Annotated in this window: 17 protein-coding genes; 12 read left to right on the top strand and 5 right to left on the bottom strand. The window is 40.5% G+C overall.

What is annotated here, in order from left to right:
* Nucleotides 1–99 precede the first annotated feature (99 nt).
* On the bottom strand, nucleotides 100–561 hold the full coding sequence (locus tag F7734_RS49540) for a hypothetical protein (protein ID WP_155751669.1): 462 nt from the start codon (nucleotides 559–561) through the stop codon (nucleotides 100–102).
* A gap of 274 nt (nucleotides 562–835) precedes the next feature.
* On the opposite strand from F7734_RS49540, the gene F7734_RS49535 reads away from it, so the two are divergent.
* The 5 genes from F7734_RS49535 (at nucleotide 836) to F7734_RS49515 (ending at nucleotide 8,106) form a co-directional block, all read left to right on the top strand.
* Entirely contained in the window at nucleotides 836–4,486 is a 3,651-nt protein-coding gene (locus F7734_RS49535) for a PAS domain S-box protein (RefSeq protein WP_155751668.1), read from the top strand.
* Nucleotides 4,487–4,548: 62 nt separating this feature from the next.
* The gene (locus tag F7734_RS49530) at nucleotides 4,549–5,100 is read left to right on the top strand and encodes a heme NO-binding domain-containing protein (protein ID WP_155751667.1); all 552 of its coding nucleotides are present in this window, start codon (nucleotides 4,549–4,551) and stop codon (nucleotides 5,098–5,100) included.
* A 6-nt stretch (nucleotides 5,101–5,106) separates the two neighbouring features.
* Nucleotides 5,107–6,294: an ATP-binding protein gene (locus tag F7734_RS49525; RefSeq protein ID WP_155751666.1), complete on the top strand. Its 1,188-nt coding sequence runs from the start codon at nucleotides 5,107–5,109 to the stop codon at nucleotides 6,292–6,294.
* Between the two features lie 4 nt (nucleotides 6,295–6,298).
* Nucleotides 6,299–6,991 (top strand): response regulator, encoded by a 693-nt coding sequence (locus F7734_RS49520; protein WP_155751665.1) that lies wholly within the window; start codon nucleotides 6,299–6,301, stop codon nucleotides 6,989–6,991.
* Nucleotides 6,992–7,005: 14 nt separating this feature from the next.
* On the top strand, nucleotides 7,006–8,106 hold the full coding sequence (locus F7734_RS49515; protein WP_155751664.1) for a response regulator: 1,101 nt from the start codon (nucleotides 7,006–7,008) through the stop codon (nucleotides 8,104–8,106).
* A 37-nt stretch (nucleotides 8,107–8,143) separates the two neighbouring features.
* Here the strand turns inward: F7734_RS49515 and F7734_RS49510 are convergent, their stop codons facing one another.
* Nucleotides 8,144–9,463: an RNA-guided endonuclease TnpB family protein gene (locus tag F7734_RS49510; RefSeq protein ID WP_155751663.1), complete on the bottom strand. Its 1,320-nt coding sequence runs from the start codon at nucleotides 9,461–9,463 to the stop codon at nucleotides 8,144–8,146.
* An 84-nt stretch (nucleotides 9,464–9,547) separates the two neighbouring features.
* Here F7734_RS49510 and tnpA point away from each other — a divergent pair, with 84 nt between their 5' ends.
* Nucleotides 9,548–9,952 carry an IS200/IS605 family transposase gene (gene tnpA, locus F7734_RS49505; protein ID WP_155751662.1) on the top strand — a complete coding sequence of 135 codons (405 nt, stop codon included), beginning with the start codon at nucleotides 9,548–9,550 and terminating at the stop codon, nucleotides 9,950–9,952.
* A gap of 206 nt (nucleotides 9,953–10,158) precedes the next feature.
* Here tnpA and F7734_RS49495 read toward each other — a convergent pair whose 3' ends face one another.
* Both F7734_RS49495 and F7734_RS49490 read right to left on the bottom strand, forming a co-directional pair.
* On the bottom strand, nucleotides 10,159–11,241 hold the full coding sequence (locus F7734_RS49495) for a response regulator (RefSeq protein WP_155751660.1): 1,083 nt from the start codon (nucleotides 11,239–11,241) through the stop codon (nucleotides 10,159–10,161).
* Between the two features lie 3 nt (nucleotides 11,242–11,244).
* Nucleotides 11,245–15,966 (bottom strand): PAS domain-containing protein, encoded by a 4,722-nt coding sequence (locus F7734_RS49490; RefSeq protein WP_155751659.1) that lies wholly within the window; start codon nucleotides 15,964–15,966, stop codon nucleotides 11,245–11,247.
* A 236-nt stretch (nucleotides 15,967–16,202) separates the two neighbouring features.
* Here F7734_RS49490 and F7734_RS49485 point away from each other — a divergent pair, with 236 nt between their 5' ends.
* The 6 genes from F7734_RS49485 (at nucleotide 16,203) to F7734_RS49460 (ending at nucleotide 23,917) form a co-directional block, all read left to right on the top strand.
* Complete coding sequence (locus F7734_RS49485; RefSeq protein WP_155751658.1) at nucleotides 16,203–18,119, top strand: response regulator; 1,917 nt, start codon at nucleotides 16,203–16,205, stop codon at nucleotides 18,117–18,119.
* On the top strand, nucleotides 18,094–19,923 hold the full coding sequence (locus F7734_RS49480; protein WP_155751657.1) for an ATP-binding protein: 1,830 nt from the start codon (nucleotides 18,094–18,096) through the stop codon (nucleotides 19,921–19,923). Before F7734_RS49485 ends, F7734_RS49480 begins: the two co-directional genes overlap by 26 nt.
* Before the next feature lie 6 nt (nucleotides 19,924–19,929).
* On the top strand, nucleotides 19,930–20,304 hold the full coding sequence (locus tag F7734_RS49475) for a response regulator (RefSeq protein WP_155751656.1): 375 nt from the start codon (nucleotides 19,930–19,932) through the stop codon (nucleotides 20,302–20,304).
* Nucleotides 20,305–20,661: 357 nt separating this feature from the next.
* On the top strand, nucleotides 20,662–20,934 hold the full coding sequence (locus F7734_RS49470; protein ID WP_155751655.1) for a hypothetical protein: 273 nt from the start codon (nucleotides 20,662–20,664) through the stop codon (nucleotides 20,932–20,934).
* Between the two features lie 53 nt (nucleotides 20,935–20,987).
* Complete coding sequence (locus F7734_RS49465; RefSeq protein WP_155751654.1) at nucleotides 20,988–22,124, top strand: PleD family two-component system response regulator; 1,137 nt, start codon at nucleotides 20,988–20,990, stop codon at nucleotides 22,122–22,124.
* Nucleotides 22,125–22,174: 50 nt separating this feature from the next.
* Nucleotides 22,175–23,917 carry a GGDEF domain-containing phosphodiesterase gene (locus tag F7734_RS49460; protein WP_155751653.1) on the top strand — a complete coding sequence of 581 codons (1,743 nt, stop codon included), beginning with the start codon at nucleotides 22,175–22,177 and terminating at the stop codon, nucleotides 23,915–23,917.
* 214 nt (nucleotides 23,918–24,131) lie between these two features.
* Here F7734_RS49460 and F7734_RS49455 read toward each other — a convergent pair whose 3' ends face one another.
* Nucleotides 24,132–24,434, bottom strand: a complete 303-nt coding sequence (locus F7734_RS49455; protein ID WP_243147508.1) for an Hpt domain-containing protein — start codon at nucleotides 24,432–24,434, stop codon at nucleotides 24,132–24,134.
* Between the last annotated feature and the right edge of the window lie 65 nt (nucleotides 24,435–24,499).

The following is a 24,499-nucleotide window of genomic DNA, read 5'->3' as shown; positions in this document are numbered from 1 at the left end:
AACTAAGACTAAAACCTCAGTTTATCAATTATTCTAAAATCCTCAAAGATTATATGTAATGCACCTGAAACTGCTATATTTTTCTGTAAATATTTTTGATTAAAAACTGCTTTTTCGCGAAGGACAAAGAGTATTCTCAACAATTTCATCAGGAAAATCAAAATCGGGGAAAAGATTAATATTCATTCTTCTCTTAATCATAACTAACATAGAAAAACTAGAGGTGACAGCAAGAAAAATGAGTGCTGAACTCACTAATATTCTAGCTAAGTTTTGACTTTTTTTAGTACTTGTATCGACAACTAAACTATTTACGGGAGCTACTGCTTCACTACCATACACTTCATCTTTTTGCGGTACTAATGTATCTGAATGAAGTTCGCGTTTTGAAATGAGATTGGAAAAATCCAGATCTAAAGTATCCTTATTACCAGTACGAGAGTCAAATGCTCTTTTTATTGCTTCTAGCTGAGCCTCAGTAAAAGTATCTGCTACATCTGGGTGAAGACTGTTAAGAAACTGGTTGACAAAAATCTCTGATTTAGAAAGAAAGCTAGTCATGTGTTTTCAGTTAGAAGAATAATTTTTAGAGCAACAATCTTTCTAAAAAGATAACTAAATCCATCAAATAAATCTTCGTTGAAAATAGCCAATTATTAAAACTCCCTTTTCAGGATAATTCATTAAATACAACATTCAATACCGATCGCATATACCCATTCTGCCAACCAACGCATACCATCATGCACTGACAGTAAATATACGAAAAATTTCCGTAATAGCCCCAGAATTTTTCCCGAATATATCACGATGTCTAAATAGACGCGGAAAATGCATGATGAGAGCAGTAAAACATCTTTACTTGTATGAAAAACACAAGAAATCAGAAGATAGGGGCTTGTGTCCTTCCTTAAATAAGCATCATTCTATTTTTGCTATGCCACCTTATAATAACTTGCTCATGTCCACTTTCGCTTTAGAGAATGCCACGATCTCGTCTCGCCTATCAATCGTTACGCCTGGAACTCCCTTGGTTGATATTATACCTCTATTAGGTCAGATAGGTTTTAGCAGTACCCTGCCTATATTTCATCAATTAGAGATTTCAGATCTCGTATCTAGGAAAGACGACATACCAACTCATTGTGTATTGGTCATGACAGAGGCGCAACAGCTAGTAGGGGTGGTCACTGAGCGCGATCTTGTCAAGTGTGTCGCCTCAGATCTGAACTGGAAGAGGCTGAAAGTTGCTGATGCGATCGCACCACATTTGATTACCTTAAGTGACTCTGAGTGTCAGGATCTTTTAACAGTAGTCAACTTTTGCCACAAGCGTCGCATTTCTCACTTACCAATCGTAACTGATGATGGTCAGCTGCTGGGAATCGTGACCCCAGATAGTATTCAGCGTAGTTTGCAGCCCACGGACATATTTAAGTTTCAAAAAGTGGCAGAGGTGATGACCACAGAAGTCATTTATGCTGAACCAACAGTATCCATCCTCGAATTAACCCAGTTGATGGTAAGGTACCGAGTGAGTAGCGTAGTCATTGCTGAAGAAACTACGGAGAATCAATTAGTCCCAGTAGGTATTGTCACCGAACGAGATATTGTGAAACTTCTCGCACAGGAACTGAACTTAACGCTTAGCGTCCCAATTGGGAGTGTACCTTTATTGTGTTTGAACCCTGAGGATTCTTTATTAACAGCTCGCGAGCATATGCTGTCTGAACAAGTGCAACAGTTGGTAGTGTCTGGCGATCGCGGGGAATTGCTAGGTACAATCTCTCAAACTCATTTGCTACAGATACTCTATACTGCAAGACTGTGCAGCAGCACTCAGATGCAGCCAATAGCTTATCAACCAGAGTCCGAAGTTGGGCTGTTGCAAAGCCTTAACCCTAAGATGGAAAAACGGGTAGAAGCACAGACAGCAAAACATCCAATACCAGTGCGTTTTTATCAGCAAAGCAAAGTAGAATTAACTGAAACTCAAGCAGCATGGAAAAAACAAACCTGTTCCATATCAGATTTTCAGGGGATAAACGCGCAATTAAAACAAGAAATTTTTGAGCGCCTGCGTGCTGAAGCAGAATTGCAAACAGCAAAAGACAAACTCCAAGTTGTTTTAGATGCAGTGCCAGCATTTGTTTCTTGGATTAGTTCCGATTTAAAATATTTAGGTGTTAACGGGCATTTGGCAAAAGCCTTCAATAAACCTCAGGAAGATTTTATCGGTAAACCCTTTGGTTTCCTGCAACATAGCTTAGAATTTCATGAGTTTGCTAGCAATGTTTTTGCAACCACTAGCGATACAGCCACTCATGAAATGAGCGTACAGATCGATGGCTCCCAAAGAAACTATTTTATTGTTGCTCAGAAGTACGCACAGCAAACAGCAGCCGTCTTAATCGGCATTGATATTACCGATAGCAAGCATACAGAAAAGCAACTGCAACGACAGTTAGCTGCTGTAGAAGCAGCAACTGATGGTATTGCAATTCTCGATGGAAATAGTCAATATATCTACTTGAATAAAGCTTACGTTCAACTGTTTGGTTACGATAGCGCTGTTGAACTCTTTGGGAAAACCTGGGGCGAACTTTACTACACAACGGGGAACAGCCAATTTCAGCAAGATATCCTGCCTATTCTTAAACAAAAGGGTTATTGGCAAGGAGAAACCATTGGCAAGAAAAGAGATGGTAGCACATTTGCTGGAGAAGCCTCCCTCACCATGATTGAAGATGGCAACTTCATTTGTGTCACTCGAGACATAACCGAGCGGAAGCAGATAGAAGCAGAACGCGATCGCTTACTTGCTGAAAGTCGGTACAACCAAGCACTTTTAAGCGGACAAAACCATTTTTTAGAGATGGTGGCTACAGGAACACCACTGTCAGAAGCCCTATCTTTCCTTGCCTTGTTGATTGAAGAACAATCCGATGAGGGTATTTGTTGTATCCTGCAAGTCGATCAAAAAAGCAACAAGCTATGTTCTCCAGTCGCTCCCAGTCTACCGCAAACTTATTTACACGCACTCGATAAGGGTATCCCTATCGTACCTATTGGTGCTAGTAGCGGTACAGCAGCTTATCGCCAAAAAACAGTAATTGTGTCTGACATCGCCAACGATCCTTTGTGGGATAACTTTACTGATTTCCGCGATCTAGCATTATCCTACAAACTCAAGTCTTGTTGGTCCATGCCCATTTTTGCTAGCAACGGGGATGTCGTAGGGACTCTCACTATGTATTATCGGACGCCACGCTTTCCCAACGAACAGGATACAACACTGCTGCTAGCGTGTTCTCGTTTGGGAGGAATTGCCATTGAGCGTCATATATCAGAGATAGCGCTCAGAGAGAGCGAACAAAAGTATCGCTCTGTTGTTGACACTGTTAAAGAAATCATCTTCCAAAGGGATAAAGATGGGTTATGGACGTTTTTAAATCCTGCTTGGACGGAAATTACGGGATTTTCTGTAGAAGAAAGTCTTGGCACAAACTTTTTGAATTACATCCATCCTGACGACAGACAACAGATTCTAGAGCTTTGTCAAATCCTCACCCATAGCCACAGAGATTGCAGTCGCCATGAAGTTCGCTATCTCACTAAAGATGGTAGTTTTCGCTGGATGGAAGTCTTTGCAAGACTGATACGAGATGCTAGTGGGGTAACTCTCGGTACTTCTGGTACCTTAAATGACATTACACAGCGCAAGCAAGCAGAACAAGAACTCCGCAAAGCTTTAGAAAAAGAAAAAGAACTTAATCAACTTAAATCTCGCTTTGTCTCTATGACTTCTCATGAGTTCCGTACTCCCTTGACGACTATCATGGGTACAACTGAATTGCTCAAACATTACAGCAATCAATGGAATGAAGATAAAAAACTGGTTTATTTCGATCGCATTCACACTGCAGTCAATCGCATGACTCAGATGCTAGATGATGTTTTATTACTTGGTAAAGTAGAAGCCGGAAAATGGGATTTTTATCCTATCTGGATCAATTTAGTGAATTTCTGTAATTCTCTTATAGAAGAATTACAATTAACGGCTCAGGCTGAACATAAAATTATTTTGACTATTGAAGGCGAACCAACTGATGCTTATATAGATGAAAAACTTCTCACACATATTCTCAATAATTTGCTCTCGAATGCTATTAAATATTCACCCTTAGGAGGAAATGTACGATTTTCATTAATTTTTCTCGATCGGGAAATTGTTTTTCAAGTTCAAGATCGAGGGATTGGTATTCCCAAAGAAGATCAAAAGCACCTATTTGAGGGATTTTACAGAGCTCATAATGTCGGGAAAATCTCTGGGACTGGTTTGGGGTTGGCGATTGTCAAAAAAGCAGTTGAATTACATAAAGGCAAAATTACCGTTAATAGTGAAGTTGGAGTAGGGACAACTTTTACAGTGACCATTCTAAAAGACAGTCGTATTAAAGATAATGAAGGCAATAAATTGGATTAAATCAATAAAATATTTTCCCTTATTTTCATCTAATTATCACTCAATAAATACAAGAGGTGATTATGTACGGTTTAGTTAACAAAGCAATTCAAAATATGGTGTGCAGCCGTTTTGGTGAAGATATCTGGGAAACTATCAAACACAAAGCTGAAGTCAATATTGATGCTTTCATTAGTATGGAAAGCTATCCAGATGATGTAACCCATCGACTTGTGTATGCAGCTAGTCTTGTGTTGGAAATATCTCCTCAGGAAATTCTACAAGCTTTTGGTGAATACTGGGTACTTTATACAGCTACAGAAGGCTATGGTCAGATGTTAGAAATGGCAGGAAGCGATCTATCGGAATTTCTTCACAATCTAGATAATCTTCATGCTCGTGTGGGCTTAAGTTTTCCAAACCTCAAGCCACCTTCATTTGAATGTACGGAGATGGATGAAGATATAATGCAACTCAACTATCAATCAACTAGGGAAGGTCTTTCACCAATGGTGCTTGGACTGGTGAAAGGGCTTGGCACTAGATTTAATACAGAGGTTGAAATTGTACAGACACAAAATCGTGACGAAGGTTTCGACCATGATGAGTTTTCCATTAGATACAAAAAAAGATGATATCTTATGCCTTGCGATCGAGTTGCTCTATCACCGCATCTACTTGCAAATATTTTCCCATTTCATATAGCTTTTAACCGAAATACTGAGATAGTACAAATTGGTAAGGTTTTGGAGCAAAAATATCCCAAAATATCTGTAGGCTCTCAGATAGCCGAACATTTTCAGGTAACTCGTCCAAATATACCAATGGAATTTGATGCGATCGCAAAGCGTCAGAAATCTTTGTTTTTGATTCAATACCAGCATAATTCAATGCAGCTTAAGGGACAGATGGTCTACGACGAGCGATCGGAGTGTATGTTATTTCTGGGTTCTCCATGGGTTACCGATCTAGTACAATTGAAACACTTAAGCATCGATCTCAATGACTTTGCTATTCATGACCCTATAGTTGACTATCTCTTCCTACTGCAAGCACAAAATACTGCTCTAGCTGACACCAAGCAGCTTGCAGAGAAATTGACGATTCAACGTGCAGAAATTAGCAAAGCTCTGGAAAAAGAAAAAGAACTCAACGAACTCAAATCCCGGTTCATCACCACGACCTCTCACGAATTTCGCACTCCACTCACTAAAATTTTGGGAATGACGGAAATACTAGAACATTACAGCCATAAGTGGAGTGAAGACAAAAAGCGTGTATATTTTTTTGGCATTAAAAATAATATTAAATATTTGACACAAATGTTGGATGAAATATTGTTACTCGATCTAGCAGAGGCAGAAGCATTAGAGTTAAATCCATCTTTTATAGATATAGGTGAAATATGTCAAGATTTAGTAAAAGAATTGCAAACTGTCAAGGGCAACCAGCACAAACTTAAGTTTAGCAATCAAAGCATTCGTCTCCAAGGTTTGTTAGATGAAAAGCTTTTGAGGCAAGTTCTCAAAAACTTGTTGTTAAATGCAATTAAATATTCATCTCCTGGTAGTATAGTTAACTTAAAACTTATTGGTCATCAACAGGAAGCAGTCTTTCAAATTGAAGACCAAGGCATGGGCATTTTACCAGAAGATATTGAATTCATTTTTGAACCTTTTCATCGAGGTAAAAATGTGGAAAATATACCAGGTACGGGATTGGGTTTAACAATTGTCAAAAAAATTTTATGTTTATTTGGAGGTAATAGTACGGTTAAAAGTGAAGTTGGTGTAGGAACAACATTTACAGTCAGTATACCTTTGGGATAAAAAAATGAAAAAAGTTTTAGTAATTGAAGATGACGAAGCTATTAAGAATATTATTCTTGAACTTTTAGAAGCTGAAGGTTTTGGGGTGATGAGCGCTATAAATGGTCAGATGGGTATCGAATTAGCAAAAACACAGGCACCAGATTTGATTATTTGTGACATTATGATGCCTAATTTTAATGGTTATAGTGTTCTTAATGCTCTGCATTTAGAGCCAAAAACTGCTTTAATTCCTTTTATTTTTCTGACAGCTAAAGTTGAGAGATCGGAGATTCGCAAGGGAATGAATTTAGGCGCTGATGACTATGTAACCAAACCTTTTACTAGAGATGAATTATTAGAAGCTGTGACAGTTAGATTAAAGAAAAAAGATTTTTTAGTTGACTATTACAGTACCGATATCCAAAGTAAAGAAGATGGAGAAAATACTATTGATGTCAATATTATCAATTCTACAAAAGAAGAAATTATAGAACAATTTCTATTAAAAAAAACTCAAATTATGGCAAGAATGAATACGGCTTTGCATATGTTGGAAAATTGCAAAACAGTTGAACAATATGAACATTACTCGAAAATCATACAAGACGAATACAAGCAAGAGATTAAGCTAATAAACGAATTTACTGAGCTCCGATCTCTCCTAACACCAAAAAATATTAAGCTTCTCTGTCAATACAATTTAATCCGTGAATAAAAATGGACAAAAAAATGACAAAAATTTTAGTGATTGAAGACGAAGAACATATCCGCGAAATTATTAGCGTTATGCTGAACGCAGAAGATTTTGAGGTCATAGAAGCAGAAGACGGTCGTATGGGGGTGGATTTAGCACAGAAGAACAAACCCGATCTAGTTCTCTGTGACGTTATGATGCCACAGCTTGATGGCTATGGTGTTCTTAATGAGTTGCGCCAAAATCCATCCACGCAAACAACTCCTTTCATTTTCTTAACAGCAAAAGCCGCAAAAGTCTCGATACGTCAGGGTATGGAATTAGGTGCAGATGATTATTTGACCAAACCATTTACTCGCGACGAATTATTGGCAGCAATTACGGCACGCTTGAAGAAGCAATCAGAAATTGAGAATCAATCCCAGCAGAAACTAGATGTGTTACGCGATAATATTACTCTTGCACTCCCGGTGGAATTGAATACTCCTTTGAATGCTATTATTGGCTTTGCCCAGTTTCTTGGGAAGAATTATGGCATTCTTGAGCCAGATGAAGCCCTAAGCGTCATAGAGTCGATTACTAACTCTAGCAAACGGTTACGTAAATTAACGCGTAACTTTTTATTATTTGCTGAACTGGAGCTAGCAACAATTAGTCCACAACGAGCCCGAGCACTCCGTGGTGAGTGGATGATGAGCCATACCAAAGCCGCAATTACAGACTTTGCCCTTCAAGAGGCTAGCAAGGTCTATCGGCAAGCAGATTTGCATTTAGAACTAGAGGAAAGTAGTGTCACAATTTCACAATCTAGTTTGCATAAAATTCTCCTAGAAATCCTTGATAATGCATTCAAATTTTCCCAATCTGGTACTCCTGTTTTTGTGACCACTAAGGTACATGGCAATAGCTTTGTCCTATCAGTGAGGGATCGTGGAATAGGTATGACAGCAGAACAGCTCAAAGAGCTTGGAGCTTATATACAATTTGAGCGCAAGCTCTACGAACAACAAGGTCTGGGATTGGGGCTTGCGATCGCTAAACGGTTGGCTGAATTATATAAGGGGAAGTTAATTATAGAAAGTATCCCAGAGCAAGAAACAACTGTGCGCGTTACTCTACCAATAAATGGTTTTTGACGCCTCCCCTGCCTAAAGGCGAGGGGATTCTTTTCGCTCAAGCCGTTTTTGGCAGAGGCTGCTTACTCGCAACGTGCCAAAAACGTAGCCTGACTGGAGCCGTCAAAGTCTCCCTACACACTCCGTCAAGGTTTATACCTAACATCGTGCTTACTTTACGCAGAATATTGGCAGCGCCGTTACAGTCCGCGTTGATGTACCAGTTTTTATCTCCAGTACGGTACAGCCCTCTCTTCACTCTTTTTCCAGATGGTTTGTAACCTACGGGTTTTTCACCGTGTTTCGGCAACTCGTCACCATCAAAGAACGAAGATTTTGAAGTATACGCTTCTTCAGTTTCTACAAAATCAATACCGTGCAGTTTACACAGCTGTTCAATTCGGTCTTTCAACTTAGCTGTGGGTATCTGGACAAAAGACTGGTTGCCTTTCTTGCCCATATCAACTCTCTGTTTTTGTCCTGGATTCCACCCAAATACAATCGTCCCAATTCCTTGTTTTAAGCAATGGTCAATCACAATACGAGCTGCTTTGTTAACTGCGTCTCGCATTTGTCGATTACGCTTCTCAGTTATACCTGCAAGATGTTTATTCCAGAACCCTTGCGGCTTACCTTCTTTTAGGGTTGCAACCTGTTTATTAAACCATTGGTTAAGCGATTTGATATGCAACCCGTCAACAATAAACGATGTCCCAATATTAGACACACAGGTTAGCCAATTATTTTTACCGTGGTCAATACCCAGCACTTTCATCTTGTCAAGCTTAACGGCATCTGGAGATTTTGCCGTATAGGAGTAAGCAGCGTAGAACTCCCCGTTTTTGGGAACAATAGTTAGTTCTCTAATTTGTTCTGGGTCAATGTTTGTTGGAGTAGGAAGAAACAGTTCGTTTATTCCTTCTAAGGTTTTCAATTCAGCGCCCAAAGGAATGCGAACAAACGGAATCCCTAAATCAAAAGTGAGTGCTTGCTTTGGATATGAGACCTGAAACAATCCTCCTTTTTTCCTGTAGCTTGGCGGTTCTGGCTCTGAATCTAAGTGCGGTAATTCCCCTCTACGCCACATAGGTAGCAGTTCTTTGAAGCTTTTAAATCCTTCAGCGACAGATTTTAATGTCTGTTGCGCTGATTGAGAATAGAGTAGTTTGTAGTTAAGCTCGTCCTTTAAATCATGCGCTATTTGCTCATAAGGCACGCTTGGTAAGTTACCAGGATGAGTTAACTTGTGATTCTGATTAATGTAGTAGATAGCTTGATTCCAAAGACTGTTGGAACGTTTACAAATAAATTCCAGAATGTTCGTTTCAAACTGGGGTAACTTGATGCGAATGAGTTGAGTCTGTATAAGTTCTGCCAAAAATTAAGTCCTCCTTTTTTGTTGTTGACATTATTTTATAATACAATAGCTGTATACAACAACGCAACCTTGAATTCCGGGAATATGGCTAAATTTTTACCTGATGAATATAGACACGAGGGGAACGCAGTCTCATTGCTTAACTACCACTTTGTTTTCATCCCCAAGCGCAGAAAAAAGGTATTAGTTGGTCGTATAGCTGAAAGACTGCAAGAAATTATTTGCGATGTTTGCAACGAAAACAGATGGAAGATTGTGGCAATGGAAATTATGCCTGACCATGTGCATTTATTTATCAATGCTAAGCCTACCGACAACCCGTCCTTGATTATGAATCGTGTGAAAGGAAGAGCATCTCATTTCTTGCGTAAAGAGTTTCCTGAATTACTTAAACTTCCTACTTTATGGACTCCGAGCTATTTTGTTTCAACTGCTGGCAATATTTGTACGGAAACCGTGAAGCGATACATCGCACAGCAGAGAGAATAGTCAACGTCACTGCACCCGTCCATGGTGCTTGCGGTGAGTCCAGTTGGCGGTGTCGGCTTCCGTCCCGCCAAACTGGCGAACCCGAAGGGCTTTCATCCCTTGCCTCAAGGACGGCTGAAGCACGGAGCGTGGCGGAGTGCTTCAACCTCAAGGGTTTTCAGCCTTTTTCCTTATAAATAGAATTTGAAAAGGTAACAAAATGAAACTTATTTGGGATTGCTCACCTCAATCGTAAAAATTGCCCCTTGTGGCAAGTTGTTGTTTACTTTGATGTATCCTCCGTGAGCTTCTACTACCATTTTGCAAAAAGCCAGCCCCAATCCCAGCTGAGATGACTCTTTAATGGGAGTGCCAATTTCGTATTTTTCAAAAATGATTTGGTGTAATTCTTCTTTTACTCCCAGTCCTGAATCAGCAACCTGTATTCTGGCTCTTCCTGGTGCTGGGTAATCAGCACTTAAGATAATCTCACTGTCTGGAGGTGCGAATTTAATAGCGTTGGATAGTAAATTATCAACAACTCGACGGAATAGAGACCTATCAACACAAATACTTCCACCGGGTGCGGGCAGATTGCCGATCGGTTTTCGCCGGTTTTGAACGGCAAGTGGTTCAAGATCGGCAAGTGCAGAGGCACACAGCTCGTGGAGATCGACCTCTGTTCTAGTAAGAACCATCTTCCCGGATTCTAATTTTGCCATTAACAACAAACTATCAATCATCAACTGCAAGCGTTGTCCTGCTGTGATGATATTCATAGTTTTCTTTTCCTGGCGTTCGGGAGAGTAATCACTCGTCCGCAAAATTGCTGCTGATGACAATATTATAGTGAGGGGATTTCGCAGATCGTGGACGATTGACTGGGAGAGGTCTTCTCGCAAACGCATGGTTTCTTGCAGGGCATCGTGTTGTTGCTTGATACGCAACATCGATTTCACTCGAGCACGCAGTTCAAGCCCATTCACAGGCTTGCTGAGGAAATCATCAGCCCCCATAGCCAAACATTTTGATAAGTCTTCTTTGTCAGTGAGAGAGGTAACCATTATAACAGGAATGTGCTTCCATTGGGAATGAGATTTGAATTTCTGGCAGAATTCAATACCGTTCATCTGAGGCATCATCACATCGAGCAAAATAACATCCGGCTGGAATGTCTTGAGTAAATTAAGGGCTTTGTTTCCATTGGAAGCATAACTCAATTGATAACCTTCACTCTCCAATAATGTATCAATGACATCGAAGTTATCGGGTTCATCATCGATAATGAGAATTTTGGGGGAAGTTTCCATAGCTTAGGATGACTTTTGATTTAACAGGTATTGAATTTTTTCTAAGAGCAGTTTTAGCTTGACAGGTTTGGTCAAATAGTCATTTGCTCCTGCTGTTATACAATTTTCTCTATCTCCTGGCATAGCTAACGCAGTCACAGCAATAATTGGGGTATGATTAAGCTGCAAATCGGCACGAATTTGTCGCATTGCTTCCAATCCATCCATTCCTGGCATTTGGATGTCCATGATAATTAAATTGGGGTGTTCGGCTTTGCTGAGAGTGACGGCTTCTTGCCCATTAGTTGCTAGTATTAGACGGTATCCCCGAGTCTCTAGATAGCTAGAGATTGTTACTGTGTTAGCTTCATTGTCTTCTGCTAACAAGATGAGAGGAGGGGAAGTGTTTTTGATTGATGCTACAGGTGGGGGAATGATGAGAGTCGTTTTTGATTTTTCTGGATGCTGAATTTTCTCTAAAACATTGCAAAACTTTTCACGGGTAATAGGTTTAACTAAGTACTCAGTTGCTCCTAGAACCAATGCCTGAGAGCGCTCATCAACTACTGAAATCACTAATGTAGGAATGTTTAGCGTTTGTGGATGTGCTTTGAGTTGTTTGAGAACTTCCCATCCAGATAGTTTGGGTAACAGAATATCCAGAATAATCAGTGACGGTTGAATGCGGAGTGCTTCATCGATCGCTCCTTCACCTTTGGAATAGATAGTAGCTTGCATATTCAGTTCGCTTAAATACCGAACAGTTTGTTCTGCTGCAGCAAGGGAGTCTTCGATAATCAGCACCTGCGACTTCTCAGAGGCGAGGATACTGAGCGTCGTTGGTTCTGCAAGAGTTGGGGTAAATAGCTGAGGTTGGTTCACATAAGGTAAGCGGACAGTAAAACAACTTCCCCGACCTACTTCACTGGTCACCTCTACCGTACCCTGATGCAGTTTTACTAATTGTTCTACAAGGGCTAAACCGAGACCTGTTCCAGAATACTGACGATTCAGGCTGCTGTCAATTTGGATAAAGGGCTGGAACAGTTTATTCATGTTTTCTTGAGCAATTCCAATTCCAGTGTCCACAACTGAGAGGCACAGAAAACCAGCTTTTGGCTGCTGCTGAAGTTGTACCAATAGCTCAACTCTGCCTCCTGACGGGGTGAATTTAACTGCGTTATTGAGCAGATTAATTAGCACTTGACGAATCCGTCGTTCATCCACAACAATATTGGGTAGTCCCGAAGGTAATTCTGTTGAGAGTTGAAGATTTTTCTGTATTGCCTGTTGCCTGACAAAGGTCAAACTGGATTCGCATAAGTAGCTAACGGCGACAGAATCCGTCTGCAATTCCAGTTTGCCAGATTCAATTTTTGATAAATCGAGAATATCGTTAATCAATTCCAACAGGTGTTTGCCACTGCGTTCAATAGCTGCTATTGCCTGTTTCTGGCGTGCGTTTAAATGCCCATAAACTTCTTCCTGAAACCCTTCTGACATCCCTAAAATAGCATTGAGGGGAGTCCGTAATTCGTGGCTCATATTGGCAAGAAATTCATCTTTAAGCCGGGTAGCCCGATGGAGTTCGGCATTTGTCAAAGCCAGTCGCTCGTTCATCTGCTGGAGTTCTTCCTCAGCTTGCTTTTGCTCGGTGATATCCCGGCATACACAGATTAATTTCCCACTTTCTGTCATGGTTAAGGACAATCCTTCTGCAAAGGTCGTGCCATCTTTTTGGGTTGCAGTTGCTTCTCCTTGCCAGAAATGTTGCTGCATCAGGATGGGGAACACCTCTTGTTCAAAGCGGTTAATTTCTTCAGGAGAATACAATGTTCGCCAGGTCTTGCCAATCAGTTCTTCAGGGCTGTCATAACCAAAGAGTTCTAGATGTGCTTTGTTTACATAAGTATAGGTATCTCCTTCCAAAATGGCAATACCATCAATCACCGCTTCAATGGTCGTTAGCTGTTGTTTTAAAGTTTCTTCTGCAAGCTTGCGATCGCTGATATCAAAGTTAATGCCTATCATGCGTAGCGGTTGACCCCGTTCATCGCGTTGAATCAGACCGTTGGCTTTAACAAAGCGGATAGTACCATCGGGGTGCAGGATGCGGAATTCCGTATCAAATTCCTTCTGACCTTGTAGGGCCTTTTGAATGGCAGCTTCGGCTTGAGGTCGATCTTCCGGATGCACTCCATTTGCCCATGCTTGGTATGCGCCAGCAAATTGTGACGAGTGTATTCCATAGAGATCGTACATCCGGTCATCCCAAATGAGTATGTCATCGATCGTATCCCACTCCCAAATGCCAATTGCCCCCGATCTAAGGGCTACGGTTAAGCGATCCGAGAGGTTACAAAGCTGTTCTTCGGTTTGTTTGTGTTCGGTAATATCGCTTTCAGAACCAGCCATGCGAATGACGTTACCTGCTTCATCCCACAATGCCTGCCCCTTATCCAAGATCCACATATACGAGCCATCTTTCCGTTTGACTCGATACTCTTGTTGGAAAAAGGGAGTTTTTCGGGCAAAATGGTCAGCAACAGCCGTAAGGACACGGTTGTAATCGTCGGGATGAATCCGGCTCGACCATTCCTCAACAGCATCCCCGATTTCATGCTCTCCAAAACCCCGCATTTCCTTCCATCGAGTTGAGAAGAAAACTTTATTGGTTCTGACGTTCCAGTCCCAGATACCATCATTACTGCCTCGGAGGGCAAGGTGCCAGCGTTCCTCACTTTCACGTAAAGCAGTAGTACGCTGCTCTACCCTTGCTTCTAGCTCCTGGTTCAGTTGACGCAGGGCTTCCATCGCTTCCTTACGCTCGCTGATATCAGTAATTGTACCGATGTATCCCTCTATCTCCCCGTTAGCTCCTCGTTCGGCAACCGCCTGACCAAAAACCCAAGTCATTTTGCCATCTGGGCGCTGAAACCGATATTCTAGCCGAAAAGGAGTCAGTTCTTTGACAGAACGGTTCCACTCTGCAACAATTGGCTCTCGGTCATCGGGGTGTAATGCTTTGACCCAACCCATTCCCATTGCATCTGCTGGTGTTAGTCCGGCTATTTGACACCAGCGCTCGTTCACATACAGACAATGTCCTTCCATATCAGTACGAAAAATCCCCACGGGAGCAGCCTCTGCCAGAGAGGCATATCGATGCTCGCTTTGACGCAGCGCATTTTCTATCCGTTGTCGTTCCACCAGTTCTGCTTGGGCGCGTTCGTAAGCTTTTGCCTGGGCGATCGCAATTGATGCTTGAGTCGAGATTTGTTGCAGCAGATTGACTTCCTCTGATTGCCAATCTCGTGGCTTGTATACCTCAATAGCGCTTAGCATACCCCAAAGAGTCTCTCCCTGAATAATGGGAACAAGTATTTTTGCCCGTATTTGCAACTTCTCTAACATTGCCAAATGACAAGGAGACATACTGACTGCATAAACGTCAGGAACGACACGAATATTTCCATTGATATAAGTAGTTAACCAGCTTGAGACAATGCAGGAGTCATGAATAACTCTGCCTAAGACAGAATCACATTCTCGTGCTGTGGATTCTGCTACGATAATGCCACTCAAGTCGGAATGAAGTTGGTAAACGTACACGCGATCGCATTCCAGAAATTGCCGCACCTCAGTGACTATAGTGTTAAGAGTGTCTTGCAAATTTAAGGAAGATCGGATACGGCTAGCAATTACATTCAAAAGTCGTTCCCGTTCTGCCTGTGCCTGTAACTCTGCTACACGTTCCCGCACCTGCTGTTCCAAAGATCTATTGTGGTTTTGCAATAACTCCCGCTTTTCTGCCTCCAGTTGGCATAACTTCTGCTCTAATATTTCTACCCGCTTATAAAGCTCTACTGGACTTAAAGTTTGCAATAGTGTTCCTTGAGTAACAATACCTACTAAATTTCCTTGTGTGGTCGTGACCGCAACCCAACGTATCTGCCTTTGCTGCATCAGCAATAACGCTGACATGAGAGAGTCATCCGGACGAATTGAAAAGACAGGAGTACTCATGACTTCTCGTCCTTGAATCCGCTTAATATCCAGTTCTAATGCCTGACATTGGACAATATCTCTTTCCGTAACAATCCCAATAGGAAACAGGAGGGAATTGTTTGTCGCTCCTTGAGACCTCTGTTCGGCGATCGCTACCGTACTCACGTTCTGTGCTGCCATTAACTGGGCGATTTCCAAGACAGAAGCTTCTGGTGAAGCATGGACTACTTGCGTAACCATGACCTCCGACACTAAGCGCAATCGCAACAAATCGGCAGAACGTAAAAGTTGGCTCAGACTGTCATGAGTTAGAAGTCCGATCGCTCGTCCGTTATCATCTGTAATAGGAAGATGTCGAATTCCATGGTGCTGAAACAAATTGAGTACTGCAAAAATGTCTGTGAACTCAGATTTCCGCAAGGTAACCACAGAGCGAGTCATGACATTGGCGATTGTTTCTCCTGCAATCTGTCGCCCATTCGCACTCAGGCGTACCACATCCCGTTCAGTAAAGATGCCTAAAAGCTGATTTCCCTCCATAACCAACACACAGCTCGTAAGAACATCAGTTAAGAGATAACCGAGATCGGGTCTTATATCCTGCAATACACAATTTCCTCTCCCATGACTCATCAATGAGATCGCATCGGTTACTAGTGTATCTGGGGTAACTATGAGAGGGTTCTTAGCAACTGCTTGTTCTAAATTGCTTGGTTCTACAAAAGAGCTGAAAAACATTGGTTATATTAAGTTCAGTTAATTATTTAGGACTTACGTAAACTCAACGGTATTTTGCGGATTTCACGCGTTGCCAATCTCTCCACAACTCCCTTAAAAAGGAGGGTTTGGCTTAACATCCTACAGACATAAATGGGCGTTTTGAGTTATCTATGTACTGGGAGCAATGTTGTACGGTATTTCTTGTAACCAAAAAAATAACAGAGCGCTTATATTTCATGCTACCAAAAATAAACATGAAAATTCTTTTAATAGAAGATAATAAACTTACAGCTACAGTTCTCAAAACAGCACTTATGGGACAAAAATACGCTGTAGAGATAGTTGCTGATGGTGAAATTGGTTTGCAACTAGCAGAAACAGAAAAGTATGATTTGATACTGCTAGATGTTGAGCTTCCAAAAGTAAATGGAATTACTTTGTGTCGTCAATTAAGACAGCAAGGACACAAAACCCCAATTTTAATGCTGACAGCTAAAGATAAAAGTCAAGATCGAGTGATTGGGTTAGAAGCGGGCGCTGATGATTATGTAGTCAAACCTTACGATATGCCAGAGTTAATCGCCCGCATTCGTTCCTTGCTGCGGAGGGCAAAATCTCATTTACCCACTGTACTCAGTTGGGAAAATCTACAGCTAAACTCTGAGACTAAAGAAGTCCGCTATGGGGACAAAATTGTGCGATTGACGCGCAAACAATATAAAATTTTGCAGCTTTTCTTAGAAAATCCCCAACATATGCTAAGTCGCAGTCAAATTCTAGACAAAATATGCTCTGCTGAGGAATTTCCCGGAGAGGAGGCTGTGACAAATCAAATTAAAGATTTGCGGCAAAAGCTAAAATCTGCGGGGATGACAGCAGACATGATTGAGACGGTTTACGGTTTGGGCTACAGACTCAAACCCGAACCAAAGCACGTGCTTCACAATGAGTCTCAGAAAACGGTAGAGAGTGTTGTCCGCACTGACGAGAACAAATCTCAAGCAAATGTATGGGCTGTTATTGCTGCAATGAGAAAAGAGTTTGAACAAGAGGAACTCCCAGAACAGTTAATGTTATTTCAAAAGGTGCTGATTGCCCTCTTATCAGATTCCCTAGATGTGGAGTTAAAACTGCAAGCTCAAGCATCAGCCCATGAATTAGTCGGTTCATTGGGGTCTTTTGGTTTAACGGATGCTTCTCAGAGAGCAAGAGTAGTAGAGAAATTGCTTGAGACTGAAACTCAGAAATCGCAAGCAGATACAGCCCAAAAGCTTTCAGAACTTATAGAGGCATTAAAACAAATAAAATTAGAGGGACCTACAGAAACAACCTTAACCACTATTTCCAAATTATCCTCTTTATTTAAGACGATAATCATTAGTGAGAATTTGACGCAGGCGAAACAGATTGAGATGGAAGCAGTCGCTTTTGGTTTACAGGTAGAGGTTGCAACTTCTTTGGCAGCTGCAAGAGAAGCTATGGCTCAAAACGTACCCGAACTTGTTTTGATAGATCTGCAAGACTCCCGACTGCTCCAAGAAGTCGGGGATCTGTCTCAACTGACTGATGAAACACAACAGGGAGTGACGTTTTTGACTGAACTAAAAATCAAACATCCACAAACTCAAGTGGTGGTGATGAGTGCATCGGTTCAGTTAAAGCAGCGTGTAGAGTTTGCTCGTTTGGGAGGGTTTACCTTTCTACAAAAGCCATTTTCAAAAGAACAACTCCATTTAGCCATCAATCGGACATTGAAATTAACTCCGGACAAGAAAGCCAAAGTGATGGCTGTGGATGACGATACTTACGTACTAGCCAGTTTGCGCCACCTGCTTTCACCTCAAGGAATTGAGGTCATAACTTTGTCCAACCCCCAAAAGTTCTGGGAAGTACTGGAAGTAACAACACCCGATTTATTGATTTTAGATTTAATAATGCCCGGATTTAATGGAATTGAGTTATGCCAAACAGTCCGCAATGATTTGCGTTGGGTTGGGTTGCCAATTCTCTTTTTGTCTGCTAATAGAGATGCACAAACAGTGCAACAGGCGTTTTCTGCTGGTGCTGATGACTTTTTACATAAACCGATTCTGGAATCAGAGTTGATTAACCGTGTCTTAAATCGGTTGAAGAGAACAGTAACAAATGACACGCTTACCAATGACAAATGACGACTTTCAGAATAAGACAAATGTTTTTATGAAATTTTCTATTAAAAAAAATTTACTGACTGGTGGTTTTTTATCAGCATTGCTTCTCTTGTCAAGTGTAGGTATTGCTTCTTATATTAGTATTATAAAACTGCTAAAAAATCAGCATTGGGTTGAGCATACTCATGAAGTTTTAGATACTATTGAATTTATGAAAATGGGTTTATTAGATGCTGAGAGAGGACGCAGGGGGTATATTATTACTGGTGATATCAGTTATTTAAACACTTATGAAATAGGAGTTAGCAATACACAAAAAATGCTACGAAAGTTATTTATGTTAACATTGTATAATAACAAACAGCAACAAAAGCTCGAAGCAATACAACCTCTAATCAAAAAAAAAGAACAGAGTTTAAAAAAATCAATTGAGGTATATAAAACTCAAAAGGCAAACAGAGAAATTCAAATTAAGTTTACCAATCAAGGAAGGGATTTACAACATCAAATCCAAGCAAAAATTGATGAGCTAGAAAAGGCAGAAAGAGTTTTGCTAAGTCAGCGTTCGCAAGCTACAAATAGGAGTGTGAGGTACATTACTATTATTATTGGCATTGGCTATTTTCTAAGTTTCAGTCTTTTAAGCAGTGTTTGGTTTCTCCTGCAAAAGCAAATTGACAAACGCAGACAGGTAGAAGCCATCTTACGTCAAACAAATCATCGGCTTAAAGATGAATTAAAAGAACGTCAACTAGCAGAAGCCTTACTACAAGAAAGTGAAGAAAAGTTTCGTTCTTTATGCGAGCGTTCTCCAGTTTGTATATTTATGCTAAACGAGGAAGGAAATTTTACTTATGTGAACCCTCAGTGTCAGATGATTTTTAGTGATGAATGCGATAAAGCGATCGGTAAAAATTGGTTGCAGTTGATTCATGAAGAGGAACAGGATCGGGTAACTCAAAATTGGTTACAAGCTTTATTCAAACAGGAAGGCTTCTCTGATGAAGTTCCCTTTCCACATCCTGAAGGAAAAATTTCTTGGGGTCGAATTTGGACATCACCCATTTTTTCTACTAAACGAAAATTCCTGGGTTGTGTAGGAATTATTGAAGATATAACCGCCAGTCATGCGATCGCACAACTAAAAAACGAGTTCCTTTCCATTGCAAGTCACGAACTGCGAACACCGCTATCTTCTATTCGAGGGGCTTTGGGGTTACTTGCAACTGGGGTACTTCAAAATCAACCAGAAACAGCAAAGCAAATGATAGAAATTGCCTCAAATGATGCCGAACGTTTAGTGCGACTTGTTAATGATATGCTTGATTTTCAACGTTTGCAATCAAATAAAATCATTTTGCGAAAGCAGTGGTGTAGTGCAGATAATTTGGTAAAAGAAATTATTAACAGTCTGGAATCTTTAGCAGCAGAAAAACAAATAACCTTATTGTTTTCACCTAATAACGTACAAATTTGGGCCAACCCAGATCGAATTATTCAAACGCTAGTCAATTTAGTTAGCAATGCCATTAAATTCTCGCTAACAAATAGCACTGTCACCATAGTTATTATCAAACAAACAGACAAAGTATTATTTCAAGTGAAAGACCAAGGACCGGGAATCCCCACCGAACATCTCGAAACTATCTTTGATAAATTTCACCAAGTTGATGCTTCCGACTCCCGTCAGGAAGGAGCGACAGGTTTGGGTTTGGCAATATGTAAAAGCATTGTCCAACAACATGGAGGAGAAATTTGGGTTGAAAGTGTGGTAGGAAAAGGTAGTACTTTTTATTTTACGTTGCCATTACCCTTAGATAGATAAATATTTATGCCGGACAAACGAATTTTGATTATAGATAATGAAAAACGCCTGAGTGCAGTTGTTCAAGCTTGCTTGGAAAATTTAGGTGGTTGGGAAGCGTTCAGTGCTAATTCGGTTAAAGAAGGATTGCTCAAGGCAAAAAGCGAACAGCCAGACGCCATTTTACTAGATGTGATGATGCCCGGTGAAGGCGGGCTGGCTTTAATAGAAAAATTAAGAAGCTATCCCACAACGCAAAGCATTCCAGTCATTTTGCTAACAGCCAAAGCCGACACAGTAGATCCAGAGGAATTTAGTAAACTAGGCATTTCTGGTGTAATCGCCAAACCCTTCGATCCCATGCAACTAGCACAGCAAGTGGCAGCATTCCTTGGTTGGTGAGGGGATTTAATTAGAATTTCGTTATTTTCTTTATGTAGCATCAGTCAAGGCACTCGTTCCTACATTAGCCAACCTCTAATTATTGGTCAAGAACATGGATGTTGTTACTAGAACTACCAAACGAATTTTGATAATTGACGACGAACAAAATATTTAGGAGCTAAAGGCGGAATCGCCAAACCTTTTCAACCCCTATCTTTAGTGTCAGAAATTACATCGTTATTGTGGGAGAATTAAGGAATCGGCGAACATAGATTGCTAAAATCAATTTTTCACAGATTTTTCTTAGATTTTGTGCTTAACCTGTTACCCAGATGACAAAAATACTTACAAGATAAGTTTTTTAAGGATTATTGCATGAGCCAAGTTACTCTTCTCAGTCTGCTTTTCGATGTTTTGACTTTTCATAGCTCTAACTCCCATTGGCAATCAATACTTATTTGGCTTCACACTATATCTGATGTAACTAATGGGCTGGGATATTATGCGATCGCTATTATATTGATATATTTTGTTAGCATTCAACAACAGATTAAACGATACCAGCGTTCGGAAGAAACTCTCAAAGAGATTAACAATCAGTTAAAAACAACCGTTACAAATCAAGCTTTAAAAATGGTGGTTTTGTAAATCTTGACAGTGAGGTGGGTGTTGGTACGCATTTTGAGGTGTAAAGTAACAATATGGATAGCATACGGATTCAACAAGGTGTCTTAAATCTAACTTCTCAATTTGATACAAAGCTTGACTGGCAAAAATTTCGCTTAAAAGAATATAATATTGAAGAAAGAAAAATAATTGTTCCCAATAATCAAAACAACAATCCTTTAATTTTGATTGTTGATAATGACGCGGCTATGCGGTTCTTGCTGCAACAGGCTATAGAAAAAGAAGGATACCGGGTTGTTGAGGCATCAGGTGGACAGCAGTGTTTGGATATCTGTCAAAAGCTGGTACCAGATCTTGTTTTGCTTGATGCACTCATACCTGGAATAGATGGCTTCACTTGTTGCAATAAGTTACAAACTCATTTGGGTAATAATTGCCCTCCTATTTTAATGATGACAGTTCTTGAAGACCAGAAGTCTATGGAACAAGCTTTGGAATTAGGAGTCACTGACTGCATTACAAAGCCAATACATTTAAGTTTACTGATTCAGCGAATCCGTTGGTTAATAGCAACCAGACAGGAGATCGAAAATCTCCGACAAGAAATCAAGAAAGAACGACTGCTTACAAAAAAATTGAAGGCTAAGAATCAGGAATTACTAAATCTCGCTCGTTACGATAGTCTAACCAAAATTGCCAACCGTCGTTATTTTGAGGAGTACTTGCAACATGAATGGAAGCGATCGCAAAGGGAGCAGTTAGCTTTATCTTTAATTTTATGCGATATTGATTTTTTCAAAGCTTATAACGATACATACGGACATCAAGCTGGCGATCGATGCCTTCGCCAAGTGGCTAACATCATCAAGCAATGTGTCAAGCGTCCGGCAGATTTAGTAGCTCGTTATGGAGGGGAAGAATTTGCCGTCATTTTGCCTAACACAAAAGCCACAGGAGCTTTTTACATAGCCAACAAAATTCAAGCTTCTTTAAAAGCTTTTGCCATACCCCATTCTGGTGCAAAAAACAACCAATACATTACCCTCAGTTTAGGAATTGCAAGTACGATCCCCTGTGCCACATCATCTCCATCTCAGCTCATTACACAAGCAGATGTAGCGCTTTATCAGTCTAAATCACAAGGGCGAGATTGCATTAATAGCTGGGAAACATTATTGTTAAAAAACAGATTTCTTTTGAAAGAAGCCTAAAAATATTAGATATAAAATCATCTCAAATTATAAGAAATTAACAAAAATATATGGTTTCGATAAACGAGCACCGCTTTTGTGACTTATTCCATTCTGCAGCTATAGGCATTGCCTATGTAGGCTTAACAGGTCAGTGGTTGCAGGTTAACCAAAAGATCTGCGATCTTGTAGGGTATACTCAACAGGAGTTATTAGAGCGGACTTTTCAAGATATCACCCATCCTGAAGATTTAGACACCGACTTGGAATATATGCAGCGCCTGTTGACTTTGGAAATTCAAACCTACTCAATAGAAAAGCGCTACATCCACAAAAATGGCTCCTATATTTGGATTTACCTAACTGTTGTACTTGTGCGTTCTCCTAGAGGAGAACCCGAGTATTTTATCACTGTTATTAAAGATATTAGCGATCGCAAACAAGCACAAGAAAAGTTGAAATTATTAGCTTATTATGATGTTTTAACAGGATTACCCAATCGCTTCAAATTTTTAGAATACCTGCATCAATGTATCGAATCTAGCAACGTCAATCCCAATTATTTATTTTCAGTGGTTTATTTAAGCCTTAACCAATACCAGGTCATCAAATACAGTCTCGGTCACAGCCAGAGTGATAAACTTTTAATTGAGATGGTTCGCCGATGTTTAAGTTTTTTGACCCCCAATCAAGTTTTAGCACGGGTAGGAGAAAACGAGTTTGCTATTTTAATTAGAGGTGAGAGCAATTTTGAGAATGTAGCAAATCTTGCAAATCGCCTGAGAAAGCAAGTGATGCGATCGCCGTTTAAGCTTAACTCTCCTTTTGAATCATTTACGCTCGATATTGGTATTGTTAATAGCACCATTGGATATAACCTACCTGAAGACTTTTTGCGAGCAGCAGATACTGCTATGCATTATGCAAAATTGCAAGGACGAGACAGTACAATTGTATTTGAGAAAGCCATGCAACAACGTGCTATTGAGCGTTTGCAGTTAGAAAACGACTTACAACAAGCAATCAAAAGTCAACAGTTATATTTGAGTTACCAACCTATAATCTCACTAAAAACTGGCTTGATTGCAGGGTTTGAAGCACTACTCAGATGGCGACATCCCACCAAAGGGACAGTTCTTCCTACAGAGTTCATTCCCTTAGCCGAAGAAACAGGATTAATTGTACCTATTACACAATGGGTATTAGAAACAGCCAGCCGCCAGTTAAGTTTGTGGCAAAAAGAGTTTTTTAACCAGTCGTCTCTCTCAATTAGTGTAAATTTAAGTGGGATTCAACTCACGCAACCAAATTTACTTGAATTTATTGATAAACTTCTTTTAAAAGTTGGACTGAAAGGAGACAATTTGAAGCTAGAGATTACTGAGAGTATGCTTGTAGACAGTACAAGACAAGTAAGTGTCATTCTGGAACAATTGCAAGCTAGAAACATTCAGTTGTCTCTTGATGACTTTGGCACGGGATATTCGTGTTTTAGCTATTTACACAGTCTTCCTGTTGATAATTTAAAGATTGACCGTTCTTTTGTTAATCAAATTATAGGAAATCAGAAAAAATCAGGGATTGTTCGAGCAATCATTACCCTAGCGCGAGACTTAGAATTAAAAGTCATTGCAGAAGGAGTAGAGACACGAGGACAGTTAGATATTCTTCGAGACTTAGGATGTGATTATGCACAAGGGTACTTTTTTTCTAAACCATTAGAGACAAAAGCAGTTGATACTTTTCTGAGAAATCATTTGGGAAAGAAGGCAGAGGGAAGGAGGCAGAAAGTGACCGAGTGTAGGTTGGGTTGAGGAACGAAACCCAACATTAACAGACATTTGTTGGGTTTCGCTGTCGCTCAACCCAACCTACTAAAATTCTTATCCCTTGCAGTATTGAATGCCAACCTATGTAGCGATCGCGCTCGCATCACGGTCACTGGTATCTCGAAGTACAGGAGGCGGAGCCTCGCAAGGAAGGCATTCCCAGGCTGAGCCTGGGAACGAGAATACCTAACGAGAAGACCTACTGGTCACTAATCACTGATAAAGAAGTTTTGACTCGTTCGTACTCTGCTTTAAGCTGGGAACTGAGTGTTGAAGTTCCCACTGTTGTACCATCACGACCTATGGCTTCGAGTTGTTGACAGAGTGTAGCAAGCTTCATTGCTCCAACGCTACCACTGATCGATCGCAAAGAATGGGCTGTAATATGTAAGGTAGCAGCATCTTCGGATACGATCGCGTCCCTGATATTTTCCACTCTTTGCTGTGCATCTTTTAAGTAATTCTCCAACAATTCCGCCAATATATTATCGTGTAATCGCATAGCGTAGTCAAACGGAGTCAACCATAGCTACTTGTTTCTTCTCTCCTCTGTGAGCGCGTTGCCCA

It is taken from the genome of Scytonema sp. UIC 10036 (assembly GCF_009725235.1).
This window is presented reverse-complemented; position numbering and strand designations above follow the sequence as displayed.

Coding starts and splice junctions, on each gene's coding strand:
- F7734_RS49540 (WP_155751669.1), bottom strand. CDS start 561: ATGACTAGCTTTCTTTCTAAATCAGAGATTTTTGTCAACCAGTTTCTT.
- F7734_RS49535 (WP_155751668.1), top strand. CDS start 836: ATGATGAGAGCAGTAAAACATCTTTACTTGTATGAAAAACACAAGAAA.
- F7734_RS49530 (WP_155751667.1), top strand. CDS start 4,549: ATGTACGGTTTAGTTAACAAAGCAATTCAAAATATGGTGTGCAGCCGT.
- F7734_RS49525 (WP_155751666.1), top strand. CDS start 5,107: ATGCCTTGCGATCGAGTTGCTCTATCACCGCATCTACTTGCAAATATT.
- F7734_RS49520 (WP_155751665.1), top strand. CDS start 6,299: ATGAAAAAAGTTTTAGTAATTGAAGATGACGAAGCTATTAAGAATATT.
- F7734_RS49515 (WP_155751664.1), top strand. CDS start 7,006: ATGACAAAAATTTTAGTGATTGAAGACGAAGAACATATCCGCGAAATT.
- tnpA (WP_155751662.1), top strand. CDS start 9,548: ATGGCTAAATTTTTACCTGATGAATATAGACACGAGGGGAACGCAGTC.
- F7734_RS49495 (WP_155751660.1), bottom strand. CDS start 11,241: ATGGAAACTTCCCCCAAAATTCTCATTATCGATGATGAACCCGATAAC.
- F7734_RS49490 (WP_155751659.1), bottom strand. CDS start 15,966: ATGTTTTTCAGCTCTTTTGTAGAACCAAGCAATTTAGAACAAGCAGTT.
- F7734_RS49485 (WP_155751658.1), top strand. CDS start 16,203: ATGAAAATTCTTTTAATAGAAGATAATAAACTTACAGCTACAGTTCTC.
- F7734_RS49480 (WP_155751657.1), top strand. CDS start 18,094: ATGACACGCTTACCAATGACAAATGACGACTTTCAGAATAAGACAAAT.
- F7734_RS49475 (WP_155751656.1), top strand. CDS start 19,930: ATGCCGGACAAACGAATTTTGATTATAGATAATGAAAAACGCCTGAGT.
- F7734_RS49470 (WP_155751655.1), top strand. CDS start 20,662: ATGAGCCAAGTTACTCTTCTCAGTCTGCTTTTCGATGTTTTGACTTTT.
- F7734_RS49465 (WP_155751654.1), top strand. CDS start 20,988: ATGGATAGCATACGGATTCAACAAGGTGTCTTAAATCTAACTTCTCAA.
- F7734_RS49460 (WP_155751653.1), top strand. CDS start 22,175: ATGGTTTCGATAAACGAGCACCGCTTTTGTGACTTATTCCATTCTGCA.
- F7734_RS49455 (WP_243147508.1), bottom strand. CDS start 24,434: ATGCGATTACACGATAATATATTGGCGGAATTGTTGGAGAATTACTTA.